The sequence below is a fragment of the Mycolicibacillus koreensis genome (assembly GCF_002104795.1).
Taxonomy (GTDB): domain Bacteria; phylum Actinomycetota; class Actinomycetes; order Mycobacteriales; family Mycobacteriaceae; genus Mycobacterium; species Mycobacterium koreense.
Genome location: NZ_NCXO01000004.1, coordinates 114,388 through 137,207, shown reverse-complemented (window position 1 = coordinate 137,207; position 22,820 = coordinate 114,388). Strand labels below are relative to the sequence as shown.

The following is a 22,820-nucleotide window of genomic DNA, read 5'->3' as shown; positions in this document are numbered from 1 at the left end:
CCCCGCGCGGAAGGACCGACGATGGCGACCGTCGAGGAGCAACCCGTGCGGCGCACCCAGGCCGAGCGCAGCGCGGCGATGCGGACCCGACTGCTCGACGCCACCATCGACTGCCTGGTCTCCTACGGTTACGCCGGCACCACCACCCCACGGATCGCCGAGATCGCCGGGGTCACCCGCGGCGCCCAGATCCACCACTTCCGGTCCAAGGAGGATCTCGTCGTCGCCGCGGTCGAGCACCTCGCACAACAGCGGGTGCACAGCGCCATCCGTGAAGTCGGGCGGGTGCGCTCGAGTCCGGACCCGGTCGCGACGGTGTTGGAGTTCCTGTGGGAATCCCATCAGGGGCCGTTGTTCGTCGCGACCGTGGAGTTGTGGGTGGCCGCCCGCACCGACCGGGTTCTCGCCGGGCACATCGCTCGGATGGAGCCGATCGTCAACAGCACGCTGATCGCCGCGATAGCGCAACTGATGCCCGACCATCCCGCGCAGAAAGAGATCCGCAACCTCGTCTACACCGCCATGGACGTCCTGCGCGGCATCCTGATCGCCGGGTTCGTCGACGGCGACACCGAGCGGGCCCGGCGGCGCTGGGAGCGGGCCTGCGTCGACCTGACCGCGTCGATGGCCGAGACGCTCCCGGCGCTGTCAGCCGATCAGCCGGCCCGGAACAGGTAATCGTCGAGCCGGAAACTGCGGCTTCGCCACGCCACCTCCAGGGAGGTGGCCGGCCGCAACGGCACATCGCCGTGCTTGTCGAAGTAGTAGCTGTTGGCCGCGGCGCAGGTGTCCTGCCAGAAGATCTGGCTGCGCCTGCGGCGCATCATCTCGGCGAAGAAACGGTCGTGGGCCTCACCGGACACCTCGACATAGCCGACGCCGCGGTCCCGGGCGTGGCGCAGACACCGCAGGATGTGATCGGTCTGCGCCTCGATGAGGTTGAAGTACGACGACCCGTTGTAGCCGTAGGGGCCGATCACCGAGAAGTGGTTGGGGTAACCCGGCACGCTGACCCCCTGATAGGCCTGCAGCCTGTTCTCGTCCCAGAACGCGCCGAGTTCGACGCCGCCGAGACCGCGCAGGGCGTAGGTGGGCATGTTGTCCGGATCCATCACCTTGAATCCGGTGGCGAAGATCAGCACGTCGAGGTCATGCTGGGTGCCGTCGTCCACCCGAACACCGCCGGTGTTGATCGCGCTGATCGGGGTGGTCTCCAAGAAGACGTTCGGCCGGTTGAATGTCGACAGATACGCATTGTGGAAACTCGGCCGCTTGCAGCCTAGGCCGTAGCGCGGGGTGAGCTTGTCGCGCACCTGCGGGTCGCGGACCTGGCTGCGCAGATAGCGTTTGGCCAGCGCACGGCTGACCGGCAGGAACCGCGGGATCGCGCGCTGATAGTGCGCCGGAATGGGAAAGGTGAACTCGACGAACAGCTGGGCGGCCAGCCACGACCCCCACTGCGCGGCGGGAACCCGGTGGAGCAGCCATTGCACCGGGCGCGGTACGGCCACATCGGGTTTGGGTAGGCACCATATCGGGGTCCGCTGGAACACCGTGAGGTGTTCGACGTCGGCGGCGATCGCCGGGATCACCTGCACCGCGGAGGCGCCGGTGCCGATGATGCCCACCCGCTTGCCCTGTAGCGATTGATCGTGATCCCAGCGGGCGGTGTGCATGGTGGTTCCGCCGAACTCGTTGGCGCCGGGGATATCCGGGATGACCGGCTGGGTCAAGATTCCGCAGGCGTTGATGACGAAGCGCGCCGACAGTCGCTCACCCGCGGCGGTCGACAACCGCCAGACGTTTCGATCGTTGTCGAACTCCGCTGCGGTGACGGTGGTGTCGAACCGCAGCCGCGGGCCCAGACCGTACTTGTCCACGCAGTGGGTGGCGTAGGCCTTCAGTTCCGCGCCCGGAGCGTAGGTGCGCGACCAGTCGGCGCGCTGCTCGAAAGAGTACTGGTAGCAGAACGAGGGGATGTCGACGGCGATACCGGGGTAGGTGTTCCAGTGCCAGGTCCCGCCCACGTCGTCGCCGGCCTCGAGGATCACGAAGTCGTCGAAACCGGCCCGGGTCAGCTTGATCGCGGCTCCGATACCGGCGAAACCGGCGCCGATCACCACGATCTCGTGGTCGATCGCGTGGCCGATCGTCTGGGTGATCGTCTCGGCGTCGGATCGGGGAGCAACTGGCATTGACCTTCGCTTTCGTAATGCCGTGCGTCCCGGAAGGTATCTGCGGCGGGGCGCGGCGTCACGACCCAGGCAATCGAAACTGACGCCATTTGTCAATGGCGGGGATTCCGGGTGGGGACCGCGCCGAAACCCGCCGAAACCCGCCGAAACACACCGAGAAGCACAGAAACCCACCGAAACGCACAGGAACGTGTCCCGTGGCGCCCGGCCTGCCCCGATTCGGCGACCGAGCCGGCACACGATGATTGCAAAGATACAATCAGGTGTGTATGTTTCAGACCGACAACTTGCTGAAGGGACTGTGATGGCAAAAAGGGTGTACGTGGTCGGCGTCGGGATGACGAAGTTCGAGAAGCCGGGACGGCGACTCAACGACGACGGGTCGGCCTGGGACTACCCGGACATGGCCCGGGAATCCGGGTCCAAGGCGCTCGCCGACGCCGGGATCGACTACGATCGGGTGCAGCAGGCCTACGTCGGCTACGTCTACGGGGAGTCCACCTCGGGGCAGCGGGCGGTCTATGAACTCGGGATGACCGGCATCCCGGTGGTCAACGTCAACAACAACTGCTCCACCGGGTCGACGGCGCTCTACCTCGCCGCCCAGGCGATCCGCGGCGGACTGGCCGACTGCACCCTGGCGCTGGGCTTCGAGAAGATGAAACCGGGGTCGCTGGAAGCCTCCTACGACGACCGCGCCCAGCCGATGGACAAACACATCCTCGCGCTGGCCGAGATCTCCGAGGTGCTCTTCCCGCCGGCTCCGTGGATGTTCGGGGCGGCGGGCCGCGAGCACATGAAACAATACGGTTCCACCGCTGAGCATTTCGCCAAGATCGGGTTGAAGAACCACCGACACTCGGTGAACAACCCCTACGCCCAGTTCCAGGATGAATACTCCCTCGAGGACATCCTGGACGCGCGGATGATCTACGACCCGCTGACCAAGCTGCAGTGCTCACCGACCTCCGACGGTTCCGGGGCGGCGATCCTGGCCTCGGAGGACTTCGTCGCCGAACACGACCTGGCCTACCGAGCCTTGGAGATCGTCGGACAGGCGATGACCACCGACTTCGCCTCCACCTTCGACGGCACCTGCAAATCCATCATCGGCTACGACATGAACGTCCAAGCCGCCCGGCAGGTCTACGACCAGTCCGGGCTCGGTCCGCAGGACTTCCAGGTCATCGAACTGCACGACTGCTTCTCGGCCAACGAACTGCTGCTCTATGAGGCGCTCGGCCTCTGCGGTGAGGGCGAGGCCCACAAGCTGATCGACGACAACGACACCACCTACGGCGGGCGCTGGGTGGTCAACCCGTCCGGCGGGCTGATCTCCAAAGGGCACCCGCTGGGCGCGACGGGCCTGGCGCAGTGCTCCGAGCTGACCTGGCAGCTGCGCGGCGCCGCCGACAAACGCCAGGTCGACGGGGTCACCGCCGCACTGCAACACAACATCGGCCTCGGCGGTGCCGCTGTGGTCACCGCCTATCAGCGCGCCGAGCGCTAAGCCCGACCACCCGCACCATCACCCCACCACCGAAAAGGAGTACCGCCATGGGACACATCGAAGCGACCAAGAAACTCTCGGCCAGCCCCGACGCGCTCTGGGCGATCATCTCGGACCTGTCCACCTGGGACCAGTGGTTCACCGTGCACGAGAAGTGGCTGGCCGACGTGCCGGCGACCCTGACCCCGGGCACCCCGCTCACCGCGAAGATCGTCATGCTCGGCATGGCCAACAAGATCGAATGGGTCATCGAGAAGATGGATGCGCCCACGTCGTTGTCGCTGTCGGGCACCGGGATGGCCGGAGTCAAGGCGCTTTTCGAGTTCACCGTCAAGCCGGCGGACGGCGGGGGATCGGAGTTCACCGTCGCGGGCGACTTCGAAGGCGCGCTGGTCAAGGGTGCATTGGCCAAGGCGGTCGAGAAGGACGGCGCCAAGCAGCTGGACAAGTCGCTGGAGAAACTCGACGCCCTGGCCTCGGCGGCGGTCTGAGGTGCCCGAGCCGATGACCGACGAGATCACCGAATTCGACAACTCGGGGCTGAACGTCTGGGCCGACCCGGAAACCTTCGAGGTCACCCGGGAGCGAATCGCCGAGTATGCGGCGGCGACCAACGACCCGATCGCCGCCCACCGGTCCGGGGACATCGCGCCGCCGGTGTTCGCGATCGTGCCCGCTTTCGACGCGCTGATGACACCGGTGCTCGACGTGGTTCCGATCGAGATCTTCGGCCGGATCGTCCACGGCGAGCAGGATTTCCACTTCCACCGACCCATCCGCCCCGGGGACCGTCTCAGTTCGCGCGCCCGGGTGATCGGTTACGACTCGGTGGATTCCGGTGCCCGGGTCTCGATCCATCTCGAAACCCGGGACGCCGAGGGTGAACTGGTCAACGAGCAGTACCTGATCGGTTTCTTCCGCGGCGTCAACGCCGGTGAGGCGGCCGGAGATCAGGTGCCCGTCCACAAGTTCGACGCAGCGCTGCGCGAGCAGGCTCCGGCGGCCACGGTCGTCCAGCACGTCGACGACGACCAGACCTACCGGTACGGCCCGGCCGCCGGTGACCCGATGCCGATCCACCTCGACGAGGAGGTGGCGCGCGACGCCGGGCTGCCGGGCATCATCGCCCACGGCCTGTGCACCATGGCGTTCACCTCGTGGGCGGTGCTCACCGAGTTCGGTGACTCTGATGTGAACCGGCTCAAACGACTCGCGGTGCGGTTCTCCAAGATGGTGCTGCCCGGCGACGACCTGGAGACCCGGATCTGGAAGACCGGATTGGGTGACGCCGTGACCAGCTACGCGTTCGAGACCGCCCGGGTGGGCACCGACGAGTTCGCGATCACCGACGGGCTGGCCGTGCTGGCCGACTAGCCGCACCCGATAGCGCATACCCGAAACCACGCAGAAGGAGACGACACATGGGAGCTTTGGAAGGGCGGGTCGCCATCATCACCGGCGCGGGCCGCGGGATCGGACGCGAACACGCGCTGCTGTTCGCCCGCGAGGGCGCGGCCGTCGTCGTCAACGACCTCGGCGGCAGCAACGCCGGGGAGGACGCCGACACCAGCGCAGCCCAACAGGTGGTCGACGAGATCGTGGCGGCCGGCGGGCGTGCGGTGGCCAACACCGACAGCGTCGCCGACTGGGCGGCGGCGAAGAACCTCATCACCCAGGCCGTCGACGAGTTCGGCCGTCTCGACGTCCTGGTCAACAACGCCGGAATCCTGCGGGACGCGTTCATCGCCGGCATGGAGGAATCCCAGTGGGATGCCGTGCTCGACGTGCACCTCAAAGGGCACTTCGCCACGATGCGCCACGCTGCCGAGTACTGGAAGACCCAGTCGAAGGCGGGCGATCAGCCCAACGCCGCGATCGTCAACACCGCCTCGGCGTCGGGGGTCACCCTGCCCAACGCCGGCCAAGCCAACTACGGGGCCGCCAAGGCCGGTATCGCGGCGCTGACCCTGGTCGCCGCCGAGGAGTTGGAACGCTACGGGGTGCGCGCCAACGCGATCGCCCCGATCGCGCGCACCCGGCTCACCCTGGCCACCCCCGGAATGGGGGCGCTGATGGCCGAACCCGACGAGGGGGAGCTGGACCTGTTCAGTCCGGCAAACATCTCGCCGCTGGTGGCGTACCTGGCCACCGAGAAATGTCCGGTCACCGGCGGGGTTTTCGCGGTGCAGGGCGGGGCGATCTCGCGGCTCGCCGGCTGGCACGACACCGAGACCATCGAAACCGACGGGCTCTGGCAGATCGACGACATCGCCGCCCGGTTGCCCCAGTAGCGGCCCGAGACGACAACAGGAGAACCGCAATGTTCGAGTGGTCCGACACCGACATCATCATGCGCGACACCATGCGTGCGTTCATCGACAAGGAGATCCGTCCACACCAGGACGCCCTGGAAAGCGGTGAGCTGTCGCCGTACCCGATCGCGCGCAAACTGTTCAGCGAGTTCGCGCTGGACGTGATGGCCGGCGAAGCGGTCAAGAACATGCTGGAGCGCCAGCGCGCCAAGGCCGACGGCACGGCGACCACCGAGAAGGGGGAAGCCGACTCCGGTGGGCTCGGCGACATGGCCGGCCAACTGTCGATGGCCGCGGTGCTGGTCGCCGAGTTGTCCGGGGTCAGCATCGGTCTGCTGTCCACCGTCGGGGTGAGCCTCGGGTTGGGTGCGGCCACGATCATGAGTCGTGGAACGCTGGCGCAGAAGAAACGCTGGCTGCCCGAGCTGATGACGCTGGACAAGATCGCCTGCTGGGCCATCACCGAACCCGACGCCGGCTCGGATGCCTTCGGCGGCATGAAAACCTATGTCCGCCGCGACGGTGCCGACTACATCCTCAACGGCCAGAAGACGTTCATCACCAACGGACCCGACGCCGATGTGCTGATCGTCTACGCCAAACTCGACGAAGGCGACCCGGCCGTCGACAAGCGCCACCGTCCGGTGCTCACCTTCGTCCTGGAAGCCGGCATGCCCGGGCTCACCCAGGGCAAGGCGTTCAAGAAGATGGGCATGATGTCCTCGCCGACCGGAGAGCTGTTCTTCGACGACGTCCGGTTGACACCCGATCGCCTGCTCGGCGAGACCGAGAAGCACACCGGCGGGGACGGGCGGGAGAGCGCGCGGGCGAACTTCGTCGCCGAACGGGCCGGGGTCGCGTTGATGTCGCTGGGCATCATCAACGAATGTCATCGGCTGTGCGTGGATTACGCGAAGAACCGCACGCTGTGGGGGCAGAACATCGGCCAGTTCCAACTCATTCAGGCCAAGCTGGCGAAGATGGAAGTCGCCCGGATCAACGTGCAGAACATGGTGTTCCAGACTTTGGAGAAGGGGAAGGCCGGTAAGACACCGTCGCTGGCCGAGGCGTCGGCGATGAAGCTGTACTCCTCGGAGGCCGCCACCGAGGTCGCCATGGAGGCCGTCCAACTGTTCGGCGGCAACGGCTACATGGCCGAATACCGGGTGGAGCAACTCGCCCGCGATGCCAAGTCGCTGATGATCTACGCCGGCAGCAACGAGGTGCAGATCACCCACATCGCCAAGGGTCTGCTGGCCTGATCGCGGTGCGTGCGGGGAAGGGGACCGGGCAGTTGCTGACCGATCGAGTGGCCGCAGCCATGGTGTTGATCCGGCGCGGCATGATCGAGCCGCTGCGGCCGGACCGGGCGGTGCGGGCGGCACGGGCGGTGCGCCGCTACGGGGCCCTCGGTGGGATGATCCGCTACGCCGCAGTCCGTCACGGCACTGCGCCGGCCCTCGTCGACGACGACGGGGCGGTGAACTTCACCGAGCTCGAGGCCGCCAGCAACGCGTTGGCCTGGGGGTTGCTCGCCGAGGGGATCGGCCCCGGCTCGGTGATCGCGGTGCTGCACCGCAACCACCGGGATGTGCTGCTCACCCTGTCGGCGGCGAGCAAAATCGGGGCGCGTGCGGTGCTGATGAACACCGGTTTCGCCGGCCCGCAGCTCATCGACGTCAGCGCACGCGAACAGGTCGCCGCCGTGGTGGCCGACCACGAGTTCGATGAGCTGTTCACCGAGCTGCCGGCAACGACACGGCGACTCGACGTCGCCGCGCTCAGCCGCGACCAGCCCGCCGATACGCTGCCCCCACCTGCGCACCCGGGCGGAATGGTGCTGTTGACCAGCGGAACCACCGGAACCCCGAAAGGTGCGCCCCGCGAGAAGATCAATCCGCTGCAGAGCGCGCAACTGTTGGACCGGGTGCCCTGGCCGTCCGGGGCCAGCTATTACGTCGCGGCACCGCTGTTCCACGCCACCGGATTGGCGACCTGCGCGTTGGGCCTGTCGTTGGGCAACCGGGTGGTGCTGGCGCGGCGATTCGACCCCGAGTCCACGCTGGCGGCCATCGACCGCTACCGGGTGCAGGCCCTGGTCGTCGTTCCCACCATGCTCCAACGGATCCTCGACCTCGGCCCACAGACATTGGCCCGCTACGACACCTCGTCGCTGCGGGTGGTGTTCGCCGCCGGGTCGGCGCTCTCCCCGGAGCTGTGCCGGCGCACCGCCGCGGCGTTCGGCGAGGTGCTCTACAACCTGTACGGCTCCACCGAGGTGGCCGCCGCCGCACTCGCCACCCCCGCCGACCTGCGGGCCGCGCCGGGCACGGTCGGCCGGCCGCCGGTCGGCTGCCGGCTGGCCGTCTACGACCGTGAACGCCGTCGCATCACCGCACCGCACCGGTCGGGAACGCTGTTTGTCTCCAGCGGGCTGTCGTTTGCCGGCTACACCGACGGCAGCCACAAGGAGATCGTCGACGGGTTGCTGTCGACCGGGGACACCGGGCATTTCACCGAGGACGGACTCTGGTTCGTCGACGGGCGCGACGACGAGATGATCGTCTCCGGTGGGGAGAACGTCTTCCCCTTGGAGGTGGAGAACCTGCTCGACGATCACCCCGAGGTGCTGGAAGCCGCGGTGATCGGCGTCGATGACGTCGACTTCGGTCAGCGTCTCTGTGCGTTCGTCGTGACCCGGGCCCGGGCGACGCTGGACGCCGACGACGTCCGCGCGTTCGTACGCGGCAGGCTCGCCCGCCACAAGGTGCCCCGCGATGTGGTGTTCATCGAGGAACTGCCGCGCAACGCCACCGGAAAACTGTTGAAAAACCAGCTCGCGGGGCCGTGACGGCCCGTTCCTGCCCCGTTGACAAGGAGTGCGATGACACACACATCATTGACCGGACGGGTGGTCGCCATCACCGGCGGGGGCGCGCGGTATCGGGTTGGCCACCGCGAAGGCGTTCGTCGCGGCCGGGGCCAAAGTCGCGATCGGTGACCTCGACGCCGGGCGGGCCACCAGCGCCGCCGCGTCGATCGCCGGGGAGGGGCAGTTGATCGCGTTGCCGCTGGATGTCACCTCGCCCCAGGCGTTCGCCGCGTTCCTCGATGACACCGAACGCCGGCTCGGTCCGCTGGACATCGTGGTCAACAACGCCGGGGTGATGCTCACCGGTGCATTCCTGGAGGAAACGCCGGCAACCGCCGATGCGATGATCGACATCAACCTGCGCGGGGTGGTCACCGGCTGCAAATTGGCCGCTCAACGGTTCATCCGCCAAGGATCGGGCACGATCATCAACGTCGCATCGATGGCGGGGGTGGCCGGGTTTCCCGGCGTGGCAACCTACTGCGCCACCAAATTCGGGGTGGTCGGGTTGACCTTGGCGCTGCGGGAGGAACTGAAGGAGCACCAGGTGGCGGTGTGCGCGATCCTTCCGGGCATCGTGCACACCGAGCTGTCGGCGGGGATCGATCTTCCCGGCGTGATCGAGCGGTTCGGTTCGGTGGAGCCCGAGGACATCGCTGCAGCCGTCGTGGCCACTGCGCAGAACCATCGGGCTCTGAACTACGTGCCGCGTCGCCTGAGCGGGACTTTGGCGACCGCAAAGGTATTGCCGGAAAGGTTGCGCCGGTGGGTGTTCCGGGTCACGAGAACCGATCAGGCATATCTCGCCGTCGACCAAACGGCTCGTGACGCCTACCATCGGCGCGCCACCGGGGCGGAGGTGAGTGGGCGGGGTGGAGACGAACGGGAAGGTGCTGTCTGAAAATATCAAATCACTGTCTGTATCGGGTATTCCGTTACCGCGATCGCGACCCTAACGTCATCGTCATGGCCATCGACATGCTGCGTCCCACGCCCCGCACGGTGGCTGCAGTCGCCGGTCGAACGGTCACCGAACTGGGCGGCTCATTGGTGACCGGCACCTATCGCGATCTGCGTCGGCCGCGGGTCCGGCGGGCGCCGAAGTTCGTCGCCCGAACCGATTTCGATCCCACCGAACCGGCCAGCATCGCCAATCCTCATCCAGATTTCGTCCGCATCCGCCATGAGCGGGTCGTCGTCAACGAGGCACTGGACGTGTGGATGCTGGGCCGTTACGCCGACGTGCACGCCGCCGCCCGCGATAACGCGACGTTCTCGTCGGCCTCGGGGATCATGCTGCGCTCCACTCCGGCGTCGGCCATGCTCGTCACCGACCCGCCGGATCACGACCGGTTGCGCAAGGTCACCCAAGCGATGTTCAGCAAGAAGTCGGTCGCCGCGTTGACCGAGGAGATCCGGGCCCTGGCCGTCGAGGGGGTCGGTCGGCTGTGTCGCGGTGATGTCGTGGACATGGTGCCGGCGTTGACCATTCCCTTACCAGTCAACGTCATCGCCCACCTGCTGGGGATACCACGCGGCCAATGGTCCCAGTTCCGTGCGGTCTCCGACGAGTTCGCTGAGATCTTCGCACCGCGGTCCGTCCGGGAGATCCTGGGGCTTGTGCGCTCCGGGCTGCCCGCGTATCTGGGATACCGCGCCTTCGTCGCCGACGAAATCCGGACCCGCCGCCACCGGGCCGGCCTCACCGTGCTGGACCGGCTTGCCGGCGCCGTCGATGCGGGTGAGATCTCCGATGCCGAAGCGTTCTTCTACGCGGTGCTGATCCTGGTTGCGGGCAACGAGACCACCACCAACCTGATGGGGATGCTGCTGATGCGCCTGGCCGAGGATCCGCAGCTCCTTGCCGAACTGCGCACGGATCGCAGCTTGTTGCCGGCGGCGGTGGAGGAGACCGCCCGGTGGGGTTCGCCGGTGCAGTGGGTGGCCCGCACCGCCACCGGCGACGCCCCGATCGGGGACGTGGTGATCCCGCGGGGTTCGCGGGTGGTGCTGTTCTACTCCTCGGCCAACCGCGACCCGCAGAGGTTCCCCGATCCCGATCGTTTCGACATCCACCGAAAGACCAGCGGGCATGTGGCGTTCGGTCACGGGATCCACTTCTGTCTCGGTGCGCATCTGGCCCGCCTGGAGGTGATCACCGCCATCGATCAGCTGCTCGACGAGGTGGAGACCCTGGAGTTGGCTGGACCGGTGCGGTGGGGAACCACCCCGTCGCTCCAAGGCCCGGCGTCGCTGCCGATGCGGGCCCGGAGGGCGGCATGAGGCGAACGCAAGCGGCCCGGATCGCCGGCAAGACCGTGATGGTCACCGGAGGGGCCCGCGGTATCGGCGCGCAGGTTGCCCGGGATCTGGTTGCGCGCGGCGCTCGGGTGGCCATTCTGGACCGCGATGTCGCTGCCGCCGCCCACTTGGCGGGCGAGCTCGGCAGCGCGGCAGCCGCATTCAACGCCGACGTCACCTCCGCGGAATCGATGATCACCGCCTGCGCAAGCTCTGTCGAGCACTTCGGTGGTCTGGACGCGGTGGTGGCCAACGCCGGTATCGCCGGGCCGGGCGCCACGGTCGCGGCCGTCGACCCCGAGCGGTGGCGCAACGTCATCGACGTCAACCTGACCGGCGTCTTCCACACCGCTCATGCCGCGCTGCCGCACCTGCGGGCCCGCCGCGGCTATCTCCTGGCGGTGGCCTCGGTGGCGGCCGTACTGCCCGGGCCGACGGTCAGCGGCTATATGGCTGCCAAGAGCGGTGTGGAATCCCTGGTTCGCTCGCTGCGGGTGGAACTCGGTGGTACCGGCGTCGGGGTCGGGATCGCCTACTTCGGTCTGGTCGACACCGGCCTGGCGGCGGATCTGCTCGCCGACTCCGGGCTGGGTGCGGTGATGTCCGCGGTGCCCGCCGTGGTCGGCAAACCCATCCCGGTCGCCGCGGCGGCCACCGCGATCGCCGCCGGCGTGGCCCGCCGGTCACGGCGGGTGTACGCGCCCCGCTGGGTGGGGCCGTTGGTGAGCCTGCGCACCCCGCTGAGTTCCGCCGACCGGTTGCTGGCGGTCTGGCCGGGCATCCGGCGCACCGTGGGCAACGCCGACCGGGTGGGGGACCGGACATGACTCCACGCCAGCCCTCGGTGGGCATCATCGGCGCCGGCATGTCGGGGCTGTGCCAGGCGATTCTGCTGCGGCAGGCCGGCATCACCGACATCACCGTCTACGAGAAGGCCACCGAGATCGGCGGCACCTGGCGCGACAACACCTATCCCGGGCTGGCCTGCGACGTGCCGTCGCGGCTGTACCAGTTCACTTTTGCCACCAACCCGCAGTGGAGCCGGCTGTTCTCGCCCGGACCGGAGATCTTCGACTACTTCCGCTGGGTCACCGCCGAATACGGCCTGAACCAGGTGATCCGGTTCGGTGTGGAGATCGTCGAGGCCCGATTCGACCAACGGGGCTGGCGGCTGATCACCGATGCGGGGGAGTCGATCACCCACGACTTCCTGATCGCGGCCACCGGTGTGCTGCGGGAGCCGCGGATGCCCGACATCCCCGGGCTCGCCGAATTCGCCGGACCGGTCATGCATTCGGCGCGCTGGGACCACGACGCCGACCTGACCGGCAAACGGGTCGGAATCGTCGGCACCGGATCCACCGGCGCACAGATCGTGGTCGCGCTGTCGGAGACGGCCGCGCAGGTGCAGTTGTACCAGCGCAGCGCCCAGTGGGTTATGCCGTTGCCGAATCCGGGATACCGGCGCTGGTCGGCTCCGCTGCGCCGCCGGATTCCCGTGCTGGACCGACTGACCTACCGCGGCTATGACCGGGCGTTCGAAATCTTCGCCGGGGCCCTGGTCAAACCGGGTTGGCGGCGCACCGCGCTGAGCGCCATCGCGCGGGCCAACCTGCGCACCGTGCGGGATCGCGATCTACGCCGTCGGCTCACCCCGGACTATCAACCGATGTGTCGGCGGTTGGTCATCTCGGGCGGGTTCTACCGGGCGATGCAACGACCGAACGTGACCCTGGTCGACACCGACATCGACCACGTCGAACCGCGCGGCATCGTCACCGCCGACGGCGCTCACCACGACCTGGACGCCCTGGTGCTGGCCACCGGGTTCGACGCGCACGCCTTCATGCGGCCGATGAGACTGGTCGGCGTCCACGGGGTGAGTGTGGAGCAATTGTGGGCGAACGGTCCGCAGGCCCATCTCGGTGTCGGGTTGCCGGGCTTCCCGAACTTCTTCATGCTGATCGGCCCGCACAGCCCGGTGGGCAACTATCCGCTGACCGCGATAGCCGAGTCGCAGGGCGCACACATCCTGCGTTGGATCCAACGCTGGTGCGACGGCGAATTCGACACCGTCGCACCGACGATGACGGCGACTCAGCGCCACAACGCGGCGATGCGAGCCGCCATGCCGGATACAGTCTGGGCATCCGGTTGCACCAGTTGGTATCTGGGTGTCGACGGCACTCCGGAACTGTGGCCGTGGACCCCGCACGTCTATCAACGGATGCTGGCCGCGCCACCGGATCCCGTCGACTACGCGATGAGTCGCACCCAGCAGAGCGGCCCGGACGCCGTGGGCGAGCGTCCCCGGTGCCCCGATGCCGCCGGTGCCGGCGATGCCGTCGCGGCCGACGTCGGCACGCAGGGCACGTCGCACGAACGGCGTGCGGAGCCGCGGTGAGCCGATAGGGGCACCGACGCCGCGCGTCACGGTGGTGTCGCTACGCGGTGGGCGAGCGACGTCGGAATGACCCGCACGGCCCGCGATTTGATATGTTCGGACACATGGCTGGCGGTAACGACCAGGCGAACCCGGACTGGGACATCCCCCGGCCGGTGACGACCTGCCAGCATCTGCTGCACGCGGCGGAGGCGCAGGGCATCGGCGTCGACGTCTGCCTGGCGGGCACCGGGCTGACGATCGGTGAGCTCGCCGACCCCGGCACCGAGGTGCAGGCCGCCCAGGAGCTGACGATCGTGCGTAACGTGCTCGCCCGCATCGCCGACCCCGGCCAATTCGCCCGCGATGTGGGATCGCAGTACAACTTCGTCAACACCGGCATCCTCGGCTACGCGCTGCTGGCAAGCCCGACCATCGCCGACGCGGTCACGGTGGCCTGCCGGTACGCGGCGTTGGCGTCGACGTTTCTGCGATTGCGCCGCTGCGACACGCCCGCTGGACTGGTGCTGGAGTTCGATGACCGTGCCATGCCCGCCGACGTGCGCGCGTTCATGATCGAGCGGGACCTGGTCGCTCTGGTGAACATGGCGCCGATGTTGGTCGGACAGATGGCATCCGAGGTGCCGATTCGGGTGGAGTTGCCCGGAATCGCACTGCCCGAGGACCGGCTGGAGTTCGAACGGCTCACCGTCGAGATCGACTCGTCGTCTACTCGGGCGGCGATCACCATCCCACCGGCGGTGTTGGCCGCCCCGATGCCGGCCGCCGACGCGGCGACCGCGCAGACCTGTGTGCAGCAGTGCGAGGAGCTGCTGCAGTCGCGGCGGCAGCGCCGCGGTCTGGCCGCCGGTGTGCGCGGCCGTCTCATTCGCGAGCCCGGCCGTCTGCCCACGATGGCGGTCATCGCCGACGAGATGGCGATGACCGAACGCACCCTGCACCGGCGGCTGGCCGCGGAGGGAACCAGTTACCGCGGCCTCGTCGATGAGGTGCGGGTGGCGCTCGCGGTGGCCCTGCTGGAGTCCGGACTGACGGTCGAGGAGACCGCGCGCCAGCTCGGCTACTCCGAAACCGCCGCATTCACCCGGGCATTCATCCGGTGGACCGGCAGCCGACCCAGCCACCACCGCGGCCGCGGGGTGTGACCGCGCGGCGCCGCCGTGGGTCCGAATACATCAAATCTGTGTCCGTTTCGCTCATTCCGCCGGCTCCGCGGTACCCCTACCGTCGGCTGTGAGGATCCCGGTGGAGCCCGGGGATCCGCATGGCATCAGGCGCGGGAAAGGACACGACGATGGTTGCGGTGGACAAGACCGATTATCCGACGGTGCGGCGGATGAACTTCGGGTTCGACGCCCAACCGCCGACGAACAGGTACTTCGCCGACGGCAGCATGGTGTTCAGCCACATGATCGCGTTGCTGTCGGCGATCTTTCCTCCCGGTGAAGAGATCTTCATCCGGTCGGTGAGCCGCTACAAGGACCTCCTGACCGACCCGGAGTTGGCCAAACGGGTGGCCGGCTTCATCGGTCAGGAGAAGACCCACGGCCGTCAGCACCGCGAACTCAACGAGCAGCTCGCCGCGATGGGCTATCCCACCGCCTATTTCGAATACCTGCTGGAGAGCACCGAGCGGATGGAGAAGTTTCTCGACAAGCAGTTCCCCAGCCCGCATCGGATGGTCAAGCTGCGCCGCTTCTTCCTCGGGTTCACCGTGGCCGCCGAGCATTTCACCGCGGTGTGGGCGGAGAACATCCTCAAAAGCCCCCAGATCCAGGCGATGATGTACGACCCGGAGATCAAGAACCTGCTGAACTGGCATGCGCTGGAGGAGCTCGAACACAAGTCGGTCGCGTTCGACGTCTACCGCGCGATCGGGGTTCCGGAGAAGACCCGGCTGCGCTGGATGACGTTCGCCGCCAACTTCGGGATACCGATCCTGGTGGCGTTCACCTGGTTGTCGATCGCCACGACCGACCGTGCGGGCCGCCGCCAACCGGTGCGGATCCTCACCGAGACCGTGCAGATGCTGCGCAACCCGATGTGGAAGGGCTTCTATTCGGACATGAAACCGTTCACGAACCCCGGCTTCCATCCCGACCAGATCGACACCACCGCGCTGATGAGGCGGTGGCAAAAGGAGCTGTTCGGCGACGAAGGCCAGCTGCGCACCCACCGGAAATGACCCCGCCCGCTCGCTGACGCGCCGATGCTGATGCGACGATGGGGCCATGACAGACATACCCAACGCCGGGGCGATCGCCATCGCGACGGTCACCGGCGACCCGGTGGTGCGGGTCGCCGCCACGGCCACCGTCGCCGACGTCGCCCAGGCGATCGTGCACGGCGAGGTCGGTGCGGTGGTGGTCGGCGTCGAGGAGCGGCCCACCGCTCTGGTCAGCGAGCGCGACGTTGTCGCGGTGATCGCCGACGGCCGGGATCCGGCCACGGTGCCGGCTGCGGAGGTGGCCAGCACCAACCTGATCTGGTGTGACGCCGAGACCACCATCGACGAAGCCGCGGTGCGGATGATGAACCACTACATCCGTCACATCTTGGTGGAGCGCAGCGGCGTGCTCATCGGGATCGTCTCGGCGCGCGATCTTCTCGGGGTGTACGGCGCCGACGCGAAATCCAATCCGCTGCCCTGACCGGCGGTAGGACCCGGGGCGGTAAGACTCAGCTGACCCAGATGGCTTGCGCGGCGGGGCTGCCCAGATCCACCGTGGTGTGCCCGCCGTCGGCCGCGTCGATGGCCACCGAGGTCATTCCGGCGAACTCGCGGCGCGCCAAAACCCGTAGCCGCGAATCCAAGCTGATGCCGACCTCGGCGAAGTAGCGCAACATGTCCGGGTCGGCGTCGGAGATGCGGGCCACCGTCCCGGTCTCACCGTCGGTGCAGTCCCACAGCGGGCGGGCCGGCGCGGAGGGCACCTGCCCGTCGGCGGCCGGGATCGGGTCGCCGTGCGGGTCACGGTCCGGATACCCCAGCTTGGCGTCGATGCGGGCGATCAGCCGGTCGGAGACGGCGTGCTCGAGAACCTCGGCCTCGTCGTGCACCTCGTCCCAGCTGTAGCCGAGTTCGTTGACCAGGTAGGTCTCCAGCAGGCGGTGGCGGCGCACCATCGCCACCGCCGCACGCGCCCCCGTCGGCGTCAACGTCACCGCGCGGTACTTCTCGTGGTCCACCAGCCCCTGATCGGCCAGTTTGCGGATCGACTCCGAGGCGGTACTCGCCGAGACCCCGAGACGTTCGGCGAGCATCTTGGTGCTGACCCTCTCCGCCGACCATTCCTGTGCGGTCCAGATGACCTTCAGATAGTCCTGGGCGACCGACGTCAGGTCATCGGCGTGATCTCCGGGGCTGCCGTCCCCGAGTTTGTCGCTGGCGGCCACGGCTACGAGTCTAGGCAACGCCGCCGCGCAGCGAAGTCAACGGCGGTGTCCCGCGCGCCGCCGCGCACATCGTAGGCTGACATCCGTGCAGCGATGGCGCGGACAGGACGAGATCCCCACCGACTGGGGGCGCTGCGTTCTGACGATCGGGGTGTTCGACGGGGTGCACCGCGGCCACGCCGAGTTGATCGCCCACGCGGTGAAATCCGGTCGTGAACGCGGGATCCCGACGGTGTTGATGACCTTCGATCCGCATCCTATGTCGGTGGTCTACCCGGGGAGCCATCCCGCCCAGCTGACCACCTTGACCCGGCGGGCCGAGTTGGTCGAGCAGGCCGGCATCGACGTGTTTCTGGTGATGCCGTTCACCCACGACTTCATGAGGCTGACCCCGGAGCGCTACATCCATGAACTGCTGGTCGAACGCCTGCATGTGGTGGAGGTGGTCGTCGGGGAGAACTTCACCTTCGGACGCAAGGCCGCCGGGGACGTGGCCGCCCTGCGCCAGGGCGGGGCGCAACTGGGTTTCGCGGTCGAAGCGGTCTCGCTGCTCGCCGAACACCACCGCAGCGAGACGCTCACCTATTCCTCGACCTACATCCGGTCGTGTGTCGATGCCGGCGACATGGTCGCCGCGGCCGAGGCGCTGGGCCGGCCGCACCGGGTCGAGGGTGTGGTCGTGCGGGGAGACGGTCGGGGAGCGACGCTGGGATTCCCCACCGCTAACGTCGCCCCGCCGATGCACGCGGCGATACCGGCTGACGGGGTCTATGCGGCCTGGTTCACCGTGCTGGGCCCCGGCCCGCTAACCGGCACGGTCGTCCCCGGCGAGCGGTACCGGGCCGCGGTGTCGGTCGGCACCAACCCGACGTTCTCCGGGCGAAACCGCACCGTCGAGGCCTACGTTCTCGACGCCTCCGCCGACCTCTACGGAGAGCATGTCGCCGTCGACTTCGTCGATCACCTGCGCGGACAGGAACGATTCGACTCGGTGGAGGCGCTGGTGGCCGCCATGGAGGCCGACACCGCGCGGGTCCGCGACATCCTGGTCGCCGACTGAGCGGATTCGGTCCGGACCGCGGGGCCCTGTTAAGCTGCCCGACGGCGTGTGCTGCGGTTCGCGGTGGCCGCGCCCGTGTTGACTGATCGCGAACCGACCGATGGAGAAATTGTCGTGGCGCTGACCGCCGAGCAGAAAAAAGAGATCCTCAGCAACTACGGGCTGCACGAGACCGACACCGGCTCGCCGGAGGCGCAGGTGGCCCTGTTGACCAATCGGATCATGGGGCTCACCGAGCACCTGAAGACCCACAAGCACGATCACCACTCGCGCCGTGGCCTGCTGCTTTTGGTCGGGCGGCGTCGCCGTCTGCTCAAATACATCGCCGACGTCGATGTGGCGCGGTACCGCTCGCTGATCGAACGGCTGGGTCTGCGTCGCTGACCCGGCGCACTCGTTCACCGCGGCGGCGCCCGACGCTCGGGCTGGTCGCGTTACTGACGTCGGTGGGTGTGACGATCGGCTGCGCCCCGACGGGCAACGCCGCAGAATTGCAGGTCGGCGACTGCCTGGAGATGGGCGGCACCGACGACCAGCCGCGAGTGGAGAAAGCCGAATGCGGCAGTGCCACAGCAAATTTCAAAGTGGTCTCCAGTGTCACCAGCGCGGACGAATGCCCGGTTGACGTCGACTCCACCTATTCGATGCGGGACTCGCTCAACCGCTCGGCGAGCACCCTGTGCCTCGACATCGACTGGATGCTCGGTGGCTGCATGAGCGTCGATCCCCGGCACGACCGCGACCCGGTCCGGGTGGACTGCGCCGACACCTCGGTGCGCCCACGGCAACGGGCCACGCAGATCCTGAGCGCGGCGAACGGGCCGTTCGCCGCCGATCAATGCGCCAGTGGCCTGGGCTACACCTACAGTGAGCGCGGTTTCACCGTCTGCGTGGAGAACCTCGGCTGACCGGGACCCTGCCGCGCCGGCGTGGCGTGTAGAGTGAGGGCGTCCTGCGCCGCGCGGCGCAGGACGATCGGTGCGGTTCGCGCAGCCTGCGCACACCGTTCCGGCGTGTCACCACGACGGCTGCACACCTGTCTACGGGCGGTCTTCGGTAGTGGCTGCCGGGCTCCCCAGCGCGGGGCAACTCGGCCGCTTCGATCGACGGCCGTGGCCGCATTCCGATGGCAACCGTCCGCTGACCCAACGCGGTCCCCGGTGACGGCGCGAAACCACCTGAATAAACCCCAGAGAGGCTGTACGGACACCTATGTCTGTCGCTGAAATCGATCCCGGCGTCTTCGAATCCACCGCCACCATCGACAACGGGAGCTTCGGCACCCGCACCATCCGTTTCGAGACCGGTCGGCTGGCCCAGCAGGCCGCCGGCGCCGTCGCCGCCTACCTCGACGACGAGACCATGCTGCTCTCGGCGACCAGTGCCGGCAAGACCCCGAAGGACCACTTCGACTTCTTCCCGCTGACCGTGGACGTCGAGGAGCGGATGTATGCCGCCGGGCGCATCCCGGGGTCGTTCTTCCGCCGCGAGGGCCGTCCGTCGACCGACGCGGTGCTGACCTGTCGTCTCACCGACCGCCCGCTGCGTCCCTCGTTCGTCGAGGGGCTGCGCAACGAGGTCCAGGTCGTGGTGACCGTGATGAGCCTGGACCCCAACGACCTCTACGACGTGGTGGCGATCAACGCCGCCTCGGCCTCCACCCAGCTGGCCGGCCTGCCGTTCTCCGGCCCGGTCGGTGCGGTGCGGGTGGCCCTCATCGACGGCACCTGGGTGGCGTTCCCCACCGTGGAGCAGCTGGGCCGCGCGGTGTTCGACATGGTGGTGGCCGGGCGCAAGGTCGACACCGCGGAGGGCTCCGACGTGGCGATCATGATGGTCGAGGCGGAAGCCACCGACAACGTCATCGCACTCGTCGAGGCCGGCGCGCAGGCACCCACCGAGGCGGTGGTGGCCGAGGGGCTCGAGGCGGCCAAGCCGTTCATCGCCACGCTGTGCACCGCCCAGAGGGAACTGGCCGATGCGGCAGCCAAACCCACCGGCGAATTCCCGCTGTTCCCCCCTTACGGGGAGGACGTCTACTACTCGGTGGCCTCGCTGGCGACCGACGAGTTGGCCAAGGCGTTGAGCATCGCCGGCAAGACCGAGCGCAACGACCGGACCGACGAGATCAAAGCCGAGGTCGCCGAACGACTCGCCGAGACCTACGAGGGCCGGGAGAAGGAAGTCAGCGCGGCGTTCCGCTCGCTGACCAAAAAACTGGTGCGCCAGCGCATCCTGACCGACCACTTCCGTATCGACGGCCGTGGCGTCACCGACATCCGCGCGCTCTCCGCCGAGGTGGCGGTCGTGCCGCGCGCGCACGGCAGCGCGCTGTTCGAGCGCGGTGAGACCCAGATCCTGGGCGTGACCACCCTCGATATGGTCAAGATGGCCCAGCAGATCGACTCGCTGGGTCCGGAGACCTCCAAGCGCTACATGCACCACTACAACTTCCCGCCGTACTCGACCGGGGAGACCGGCCGGGTCGGCTCGCCCAAGCGTCGCGAGATCGGTCACGGCGCGCTCGCCGAGCGGGCCCTGGTTCCGGTGCTGCCCAGCGTCGAGGAGTTCCCCTACGCGATCCGGCAGGTGTCGGAGGCGTTGAGCTCCAACGGATCGACCTCCATGGGCTCGGTCTGTGCCTCCACGCTGTCGCTGCTCAACGCCGGTGTGCCGCTGAAGGCCCCGGTCGCCGGCATCGCCATGGGGCTGGTCTCCGACGATGTGGAGATCGACGGCAAGACCGAGCGCCGCTTCGTCGCGCTGACCGACATCCTCGGAGCCGAGGATGCGTTCGGCGACATGGACTTCAAGGTCGCCGGCACCAAGGACTTCGTCACCGCCCTGCAACTGGACACCAAGCTCGACGGGATCCCCTCGCAGGTGCTGGCCGGGGCGTTGAGCCAGGCCAAGGACGCGCGGCTGACGATCCTGGACGTGATGGCCGAGGCGATCGACGAGCCCGACGAGATGAGCCCGTACGCGCCGCGGGTGACCACGATCAAGGTTCCGGTGGACAAGATCGGTGAGGTGATCGGGCCCAAGGGCAAGATCATCAACTCGATCACCGAGGAGACCGGCGCCCAGATCTCGATCGAGGACGACGGCACCGTGTTCGTCGGCGCCACCGACGGGCCGTCCGCGCAGGCCGCGATCGACAAGATCAACGCGATCGCCAACCCGCAGCTGCCCAAGATCGGGGAGCGGTTCCTGGGCACCGTGGTCAAGACCACCGACTTCGGGGCGTTCGTGTCGCTGCTGCCCGGCCGCGACGGCCTGGTGCACATCTCGAAGCTGGGCCGGGGCAAGCGCATCGCCAAGGTCGAGGACGTGGTCAGCGTCGGCGACAAACTGCGGGTGGAGATCGCCGACATCGACAACCGCGGCAAGATCTCGTTGGTGTTGGTCGCCGAGGACGCTGCCGATGCCGCGCCCGCCGATGCGACCGCTGCCGACAGCTGACAGCGCCGAGGCGAGCCGCGGCATTCGCCGCAGCACCCTGAACGGGCTGCGGGTGGTCACCGAGCACCTGCCCGGAGTGCGGTCGGCCTCGGTCGGGGTCTGGGTCGGGGTGGGTTCCCGCGACGAGGGAACCACCGTGGCCGGTGCCGCGCATTTCCTGGAACACCTGCTGTTCAAGGCGACTCCCACCCGCACCGCCGCCGACATCGCCGTGACGATGGACGCGGTGGGCGGGGACCTCAACGCGTTCACCGGCAAGGAGCACACCTGCTATCACGCCCACGTGCTCGACACCGACCTGGCGCTGGCGATGGAGGTGGTCGCCGACGTGGTGCTCAACGGCTGCTGCGCCAGTGCCGACGTCGAACTCGAACGTGACGTGGTGCTCGAGGAGATCGCGATGCGCGACGACGACCCCGAGGACGTGCTGGGGGACCTGTTCGCCGGCGCCCTGTACGGCGATCACCCGATCGGACGGCCGGTCATCGGCACGGCCGCCTCGGTGTCGGCGATGACCCGTGCCCAGCTGCACTCGTTCCACCGCCGCCGCTACACCCCGGAACGGATGGTGGTGGCGGTAGCCGGCAACGTCGAGCACGCCGAGGTGGTGGCGTTGGTGCGTCAGCACTTCGGTGCGCGGCTGACCCGCGGGCGCCGTCCAGTCGCCCCGCGCAAAGGCACCGGTCGGGTGCCGGCACGGCCCTCGGTGGTGGTGTCGCATCGTGACGGCGAACAGACCCACCTGTCGTTGGGGGTGCGGGCTCCGGGGCGACATTGGCCCCATCGCTGGGCGTTGTCGGTGCTCAACACCGCTCTTGGCGGCGGATTGAGTTCGCGGCTGTTCCAACAGGTTCGGGAAGACCGCGGACTGGCCTACTCGGTGTACTCCTCGGTGGAGACCTTCGCCGACAGCTCCGCGTTGATGGTGTACGCGGCATGCCAGCCGCAACGGTTCGGCCCGGTCGGCGCGGTCATCGCCGAGGTCCTCGAACAGGTCGTCACCGAGGGCCTCACCGAAGCCGAATGCGCCACTGCGAAAGGATCGTTGCGCGGCGGGCTGGTGCTGGGCCTGGAGGATTCCGGGTCGCGCATGCACCGGCTGGGCCGCCACGAACTCAACTACGGGCGGCACCGCCCACTGGGTGCGGCCCTGCGCCGGCTCGACCGCGTCACCGTCGGCGAGGTCAACGCCGTGGCCCGGCAACTGCTGGGGCAGCGCTACGCGGTGGCGGTGCTCGGCCCGCACCGCTCGCGGCGTTCGCTGCCGGCGCCGTTGCGACGGCTGGCCGGCTGAGACCAGACTGGGGC

General features: G+C 68.2%; 20 protein-coding genes and 1 pseudogene. 19 read left to right on the top strand and 2 right to left on the bottom strand.

Features of this window, described 5'->3' with window-relative positions; translation table 11 throughout:
• The first annotated feature begins 21 nt into the window (after positions 1-21).
• Positions 22-678, top strand: a complete 657-nt coding sequence (locus tag B8W67_RS03295) for a TetR/AcrR family transcriptional regulator (protein ID WP_069392632.1) — start codon at positions 22-24, stop codon at positions 676-678.
• Here the strand turns inward: B8W67_RS03295 and B8W67_RS03290 are convergent.
• Complete coding sequence (locus tag B8W67_RS03290; protein WP_069392631.1) at positions 657-2,195, bottom strand: flavin-containing monooxygenase; 1,539 nt, start codon at positions 2,193-2,195, stop codon at positions 657-659. The genes B8W67_RS03295 and B8W67_RS03290 overlap by 22 nt on opposite strands.
• A 304-nt stretch (positions 2,196-2,499) precedes the next feature.
• On the opposite strand from B8W67_RS03290, the gene B8W67_RS03285 reads away from it, so the two are divergent.
• From B8W67_RS03285 to B8W67_RS03225, 13 genes and pseudogenes are all read left to right on the top strand, one after another.
• Positions 2,500-3,705: a lipid-transfer protein gene (locus B8W67_RS03285; protein ID WP_069392630.1), complete on the top strand. Its 1,206-nt coding sequence runs from the start codon at positions 2,500-2,502 to the stop codon at positions 3,703-3,705.
• A gap of 47 nt (positions 3,706-3,752) precedes the next feature.
• Positions 3,753-4,196 (top strand): type II toxin-antitoxin system Rv0910 family toxin, encoded by a 444-nt coding sequence (locus B8W67_RS03280; RefSeq protein ID WP_069392629.1) that lies wholly within the window; start codon positions 3,753-3,755, stop codon positions 4,194-4,196.
• Positions 4,197-4,209: 13 nt separating this feature from the next.
• On the top strand, positions 4,210-5,079 hold the full coding sequence (locus tag B8W67_RS03275; RefSeq protein ID WP_069392657.1) for a MaoC/PaaZ C-terminal domain-containing protein: 870 nt from the start codon (positions 4,210-4,212) through the stop codon (positions 5,077-5,079).
• Between the two features lie 47 nt (positions 5,080-5,126).
• Entirely contained in the window at positions 5,127-5,996 is an 870-nt protein-coding gene (locus B8W67_RS03270) for an SDR family oxidoreductase (RefSeq protein ID WP_069392628.1), read from the top strand.
• A gap of 29 nt (positions 5,997-6,025) precedes the next feature.
• Entirely contained in the window at positions 6,026-7,279 is a 1,254-nt protein-coding gene (locus B8W67_RS03265; protein ID WP_069392627.1) for an acyl-CoA dehydrogenase family protein, read from the top strand.
• Positions 7,280-7,338: 59 nt separating this feature from the next.
• Positions 7,339-8,868, top strand: a complete 1,530-nt coding sequence (locus B8W67_RS03260) for an AMP-binding protein (protein WP_069392626.1) — start codon at positions 7,339-7,341, stop codon at positions 8,866-8,868.
• A 97-nt stretch (positions 8,869-8,965) separates the two neighbouring features.
• Complete coding sequence (locus B8W67_RS03255; protein ID WP_234806646.1) at positions 8,966-9,790, top strand: SDR family oxidoreductase; 825 nt, start codon at positions 8,966-8,968, stop codon at positions 9,788-9,790.
• Between the two features lie 65 nt (positions 9,791-9,855).
• Positions 9,856-11,172, top strand: coding sequence for a cytochrome P450 (locus tag B8W67_RS03250; RefSeq protein WP_234793924.1), 1,317 nt, complete (start codon positions 9,856-9,858; stop codon positions 11,170-11,172).
• Positions 11,169-12,017, top strand: a complete 849-nt coding sequence (locus B8W67_RS03245; RefSeq protein ID WP_085302251.1) for a short-chain dehydrogenase/reductase — start codon at positions 11,169-11,171, stop codon at positions 12,015-12,017. The genes B8W67_RS03250 and B8W67_RS03245 overlap by 4 nt, the downstream gene beginning before the upstream one ends.
• Positions 12,014-13,450, top strand: a pseudogene (locus tag B8W67_RS03240) (flavin-containing monooxygenase); the annotation flags it as partial. The gene B8W67_RS03245 and the pseudogene B8W67_RS03240, both read left to right, overlap by 4 nt.
• A 248-nt stretch (positions 13,451-13,698) precedes the next feature.
• The gene (locus B8W67_RS03235; RefSeq protein WP_163797135.1) at positions 13,699-14,739 is read left to right on the top strand and encodes an AraC family transcriptional regulator; all 1,041 of its coding nucleotides are present in this window, start codon (positions 13,699-13,701) and stop codon (positions 14,737-14,739) included.
• A 149-nt stretch (positions 14,740-14,888) separates the two neighbouring features.
• Positions 14,889-15,779: a metal-dependent hydrolase gene (locus B8W67_RS03230; protein WP_085302246.1), complete on the top strand. Its 891-nt coding sequence runs from the start codon at positions 14,889-14,891 to the stop codon at positions 15,777-15,779.
• A 46-nt stretch (positions 15,780-15,825) separates the two neighbouring features.
• The gene (locus B8W67_RS03225) at positions 15,826-16,245 is read left to right on the top strand and encodes a CBS domain-containing protein (RefSeq protein WP_069392622.1); all 420 of its coding nucleotides are present in this window, start codon (positions 15,826-15,828) and stop codon (positions 16,243-16,245) included.
• Positions 16,246-16,273: 28 nt separating this feature from the next.
• On the opposite strand, the gene mntR is transcribed toward B8W67_RS03225, so the two are convergent.
• Positions 16,274-16,990: a manganese-binding transcriptional regulator MntR gene (mntR, locus tag B8W67_RS03220; protein ID WP_109561698.1), complete on the bottom strand. Its 717-nt coding sequence runs from the start codon at positions 16,988-16,990 to the stop codon at positions 16,274-16,276.
• 85 nt (positions 16,991-17,075) lie between these two features.
• Here mntR and B8W67_RS03215 point away from each other — a divergent pair, with 85 nt between their 5' ends.
• From B8W67_RS03215 to B8W67_RS03195, 5 genes are all read left to right on the top strand, one after another.
• The gene (locus B8W67_RS03215; RefSeq protein ID WP_085302242.1) at positions 17,076-18,050 is read left to right on the top strand and encodes a bifunctional riboflavin kinase/FAD synthetase; all 975 of its coding nucleotides are present in this window, start codon (positions 17,076-17,078) and stop codon (positions 18,048-18,050) included.
• A gap of 114 nt (positions 18,051-18,164) precedes the next feature.
• Complete coding sequence (gene rpsO, locus B8W67_RS03210; RefSeq protein ID WP_085302270.1) at positions 18,165-18,434, top strand: 30S ribosomal protein S15; 270 nt, start codon at positions 18,165-18,167, stop codon at positions 18,432-18,434.
• 53 nt (positions 18,435-18,487) lie between these two features.
• Positions 18,488-18,958 (top strand): LppU family putative lipoprotein, encoded by a 471-nt coding sequence (gene lppU / locus B8W67_RS03205; RefSeq protein ID WP_275080211.1) that lies wholly within the window; start codon positions 18,488-18,490, stop codon positions 18,956-18,958.
• A gap of 304 nt (positions 18,959-19,262) precedes the next feature.
• Complete coding sequence (locus B8W67_RS03200) at positions 19,263-21,512, top strand: polyribonucleotide nucleotidyltransferase (RefSeq protein ID WP_085302238.1); 2,250 nt, start codon at positions 19,263-19,265, stop codon at positions 21,510-21,512.
• Positions 21,490-22,806: a M16 family metallopeptidase gene (locus B8W67_RS03195; protein WP_372507418.1), complete on the top strand. Its 1,317-nt coding sequence runs from the start codon at positions 21,490-21,492 to the stop codon at positions 22,804-22,806. The genes B8W67_RS03200 and B8W67_RS03195 overlap by 23 nt, the downstream gene beginning before the upstream one ends.
• The last annotated feature ends 14 nt before the right edge of the window (positions 22,807-22,820 follow it).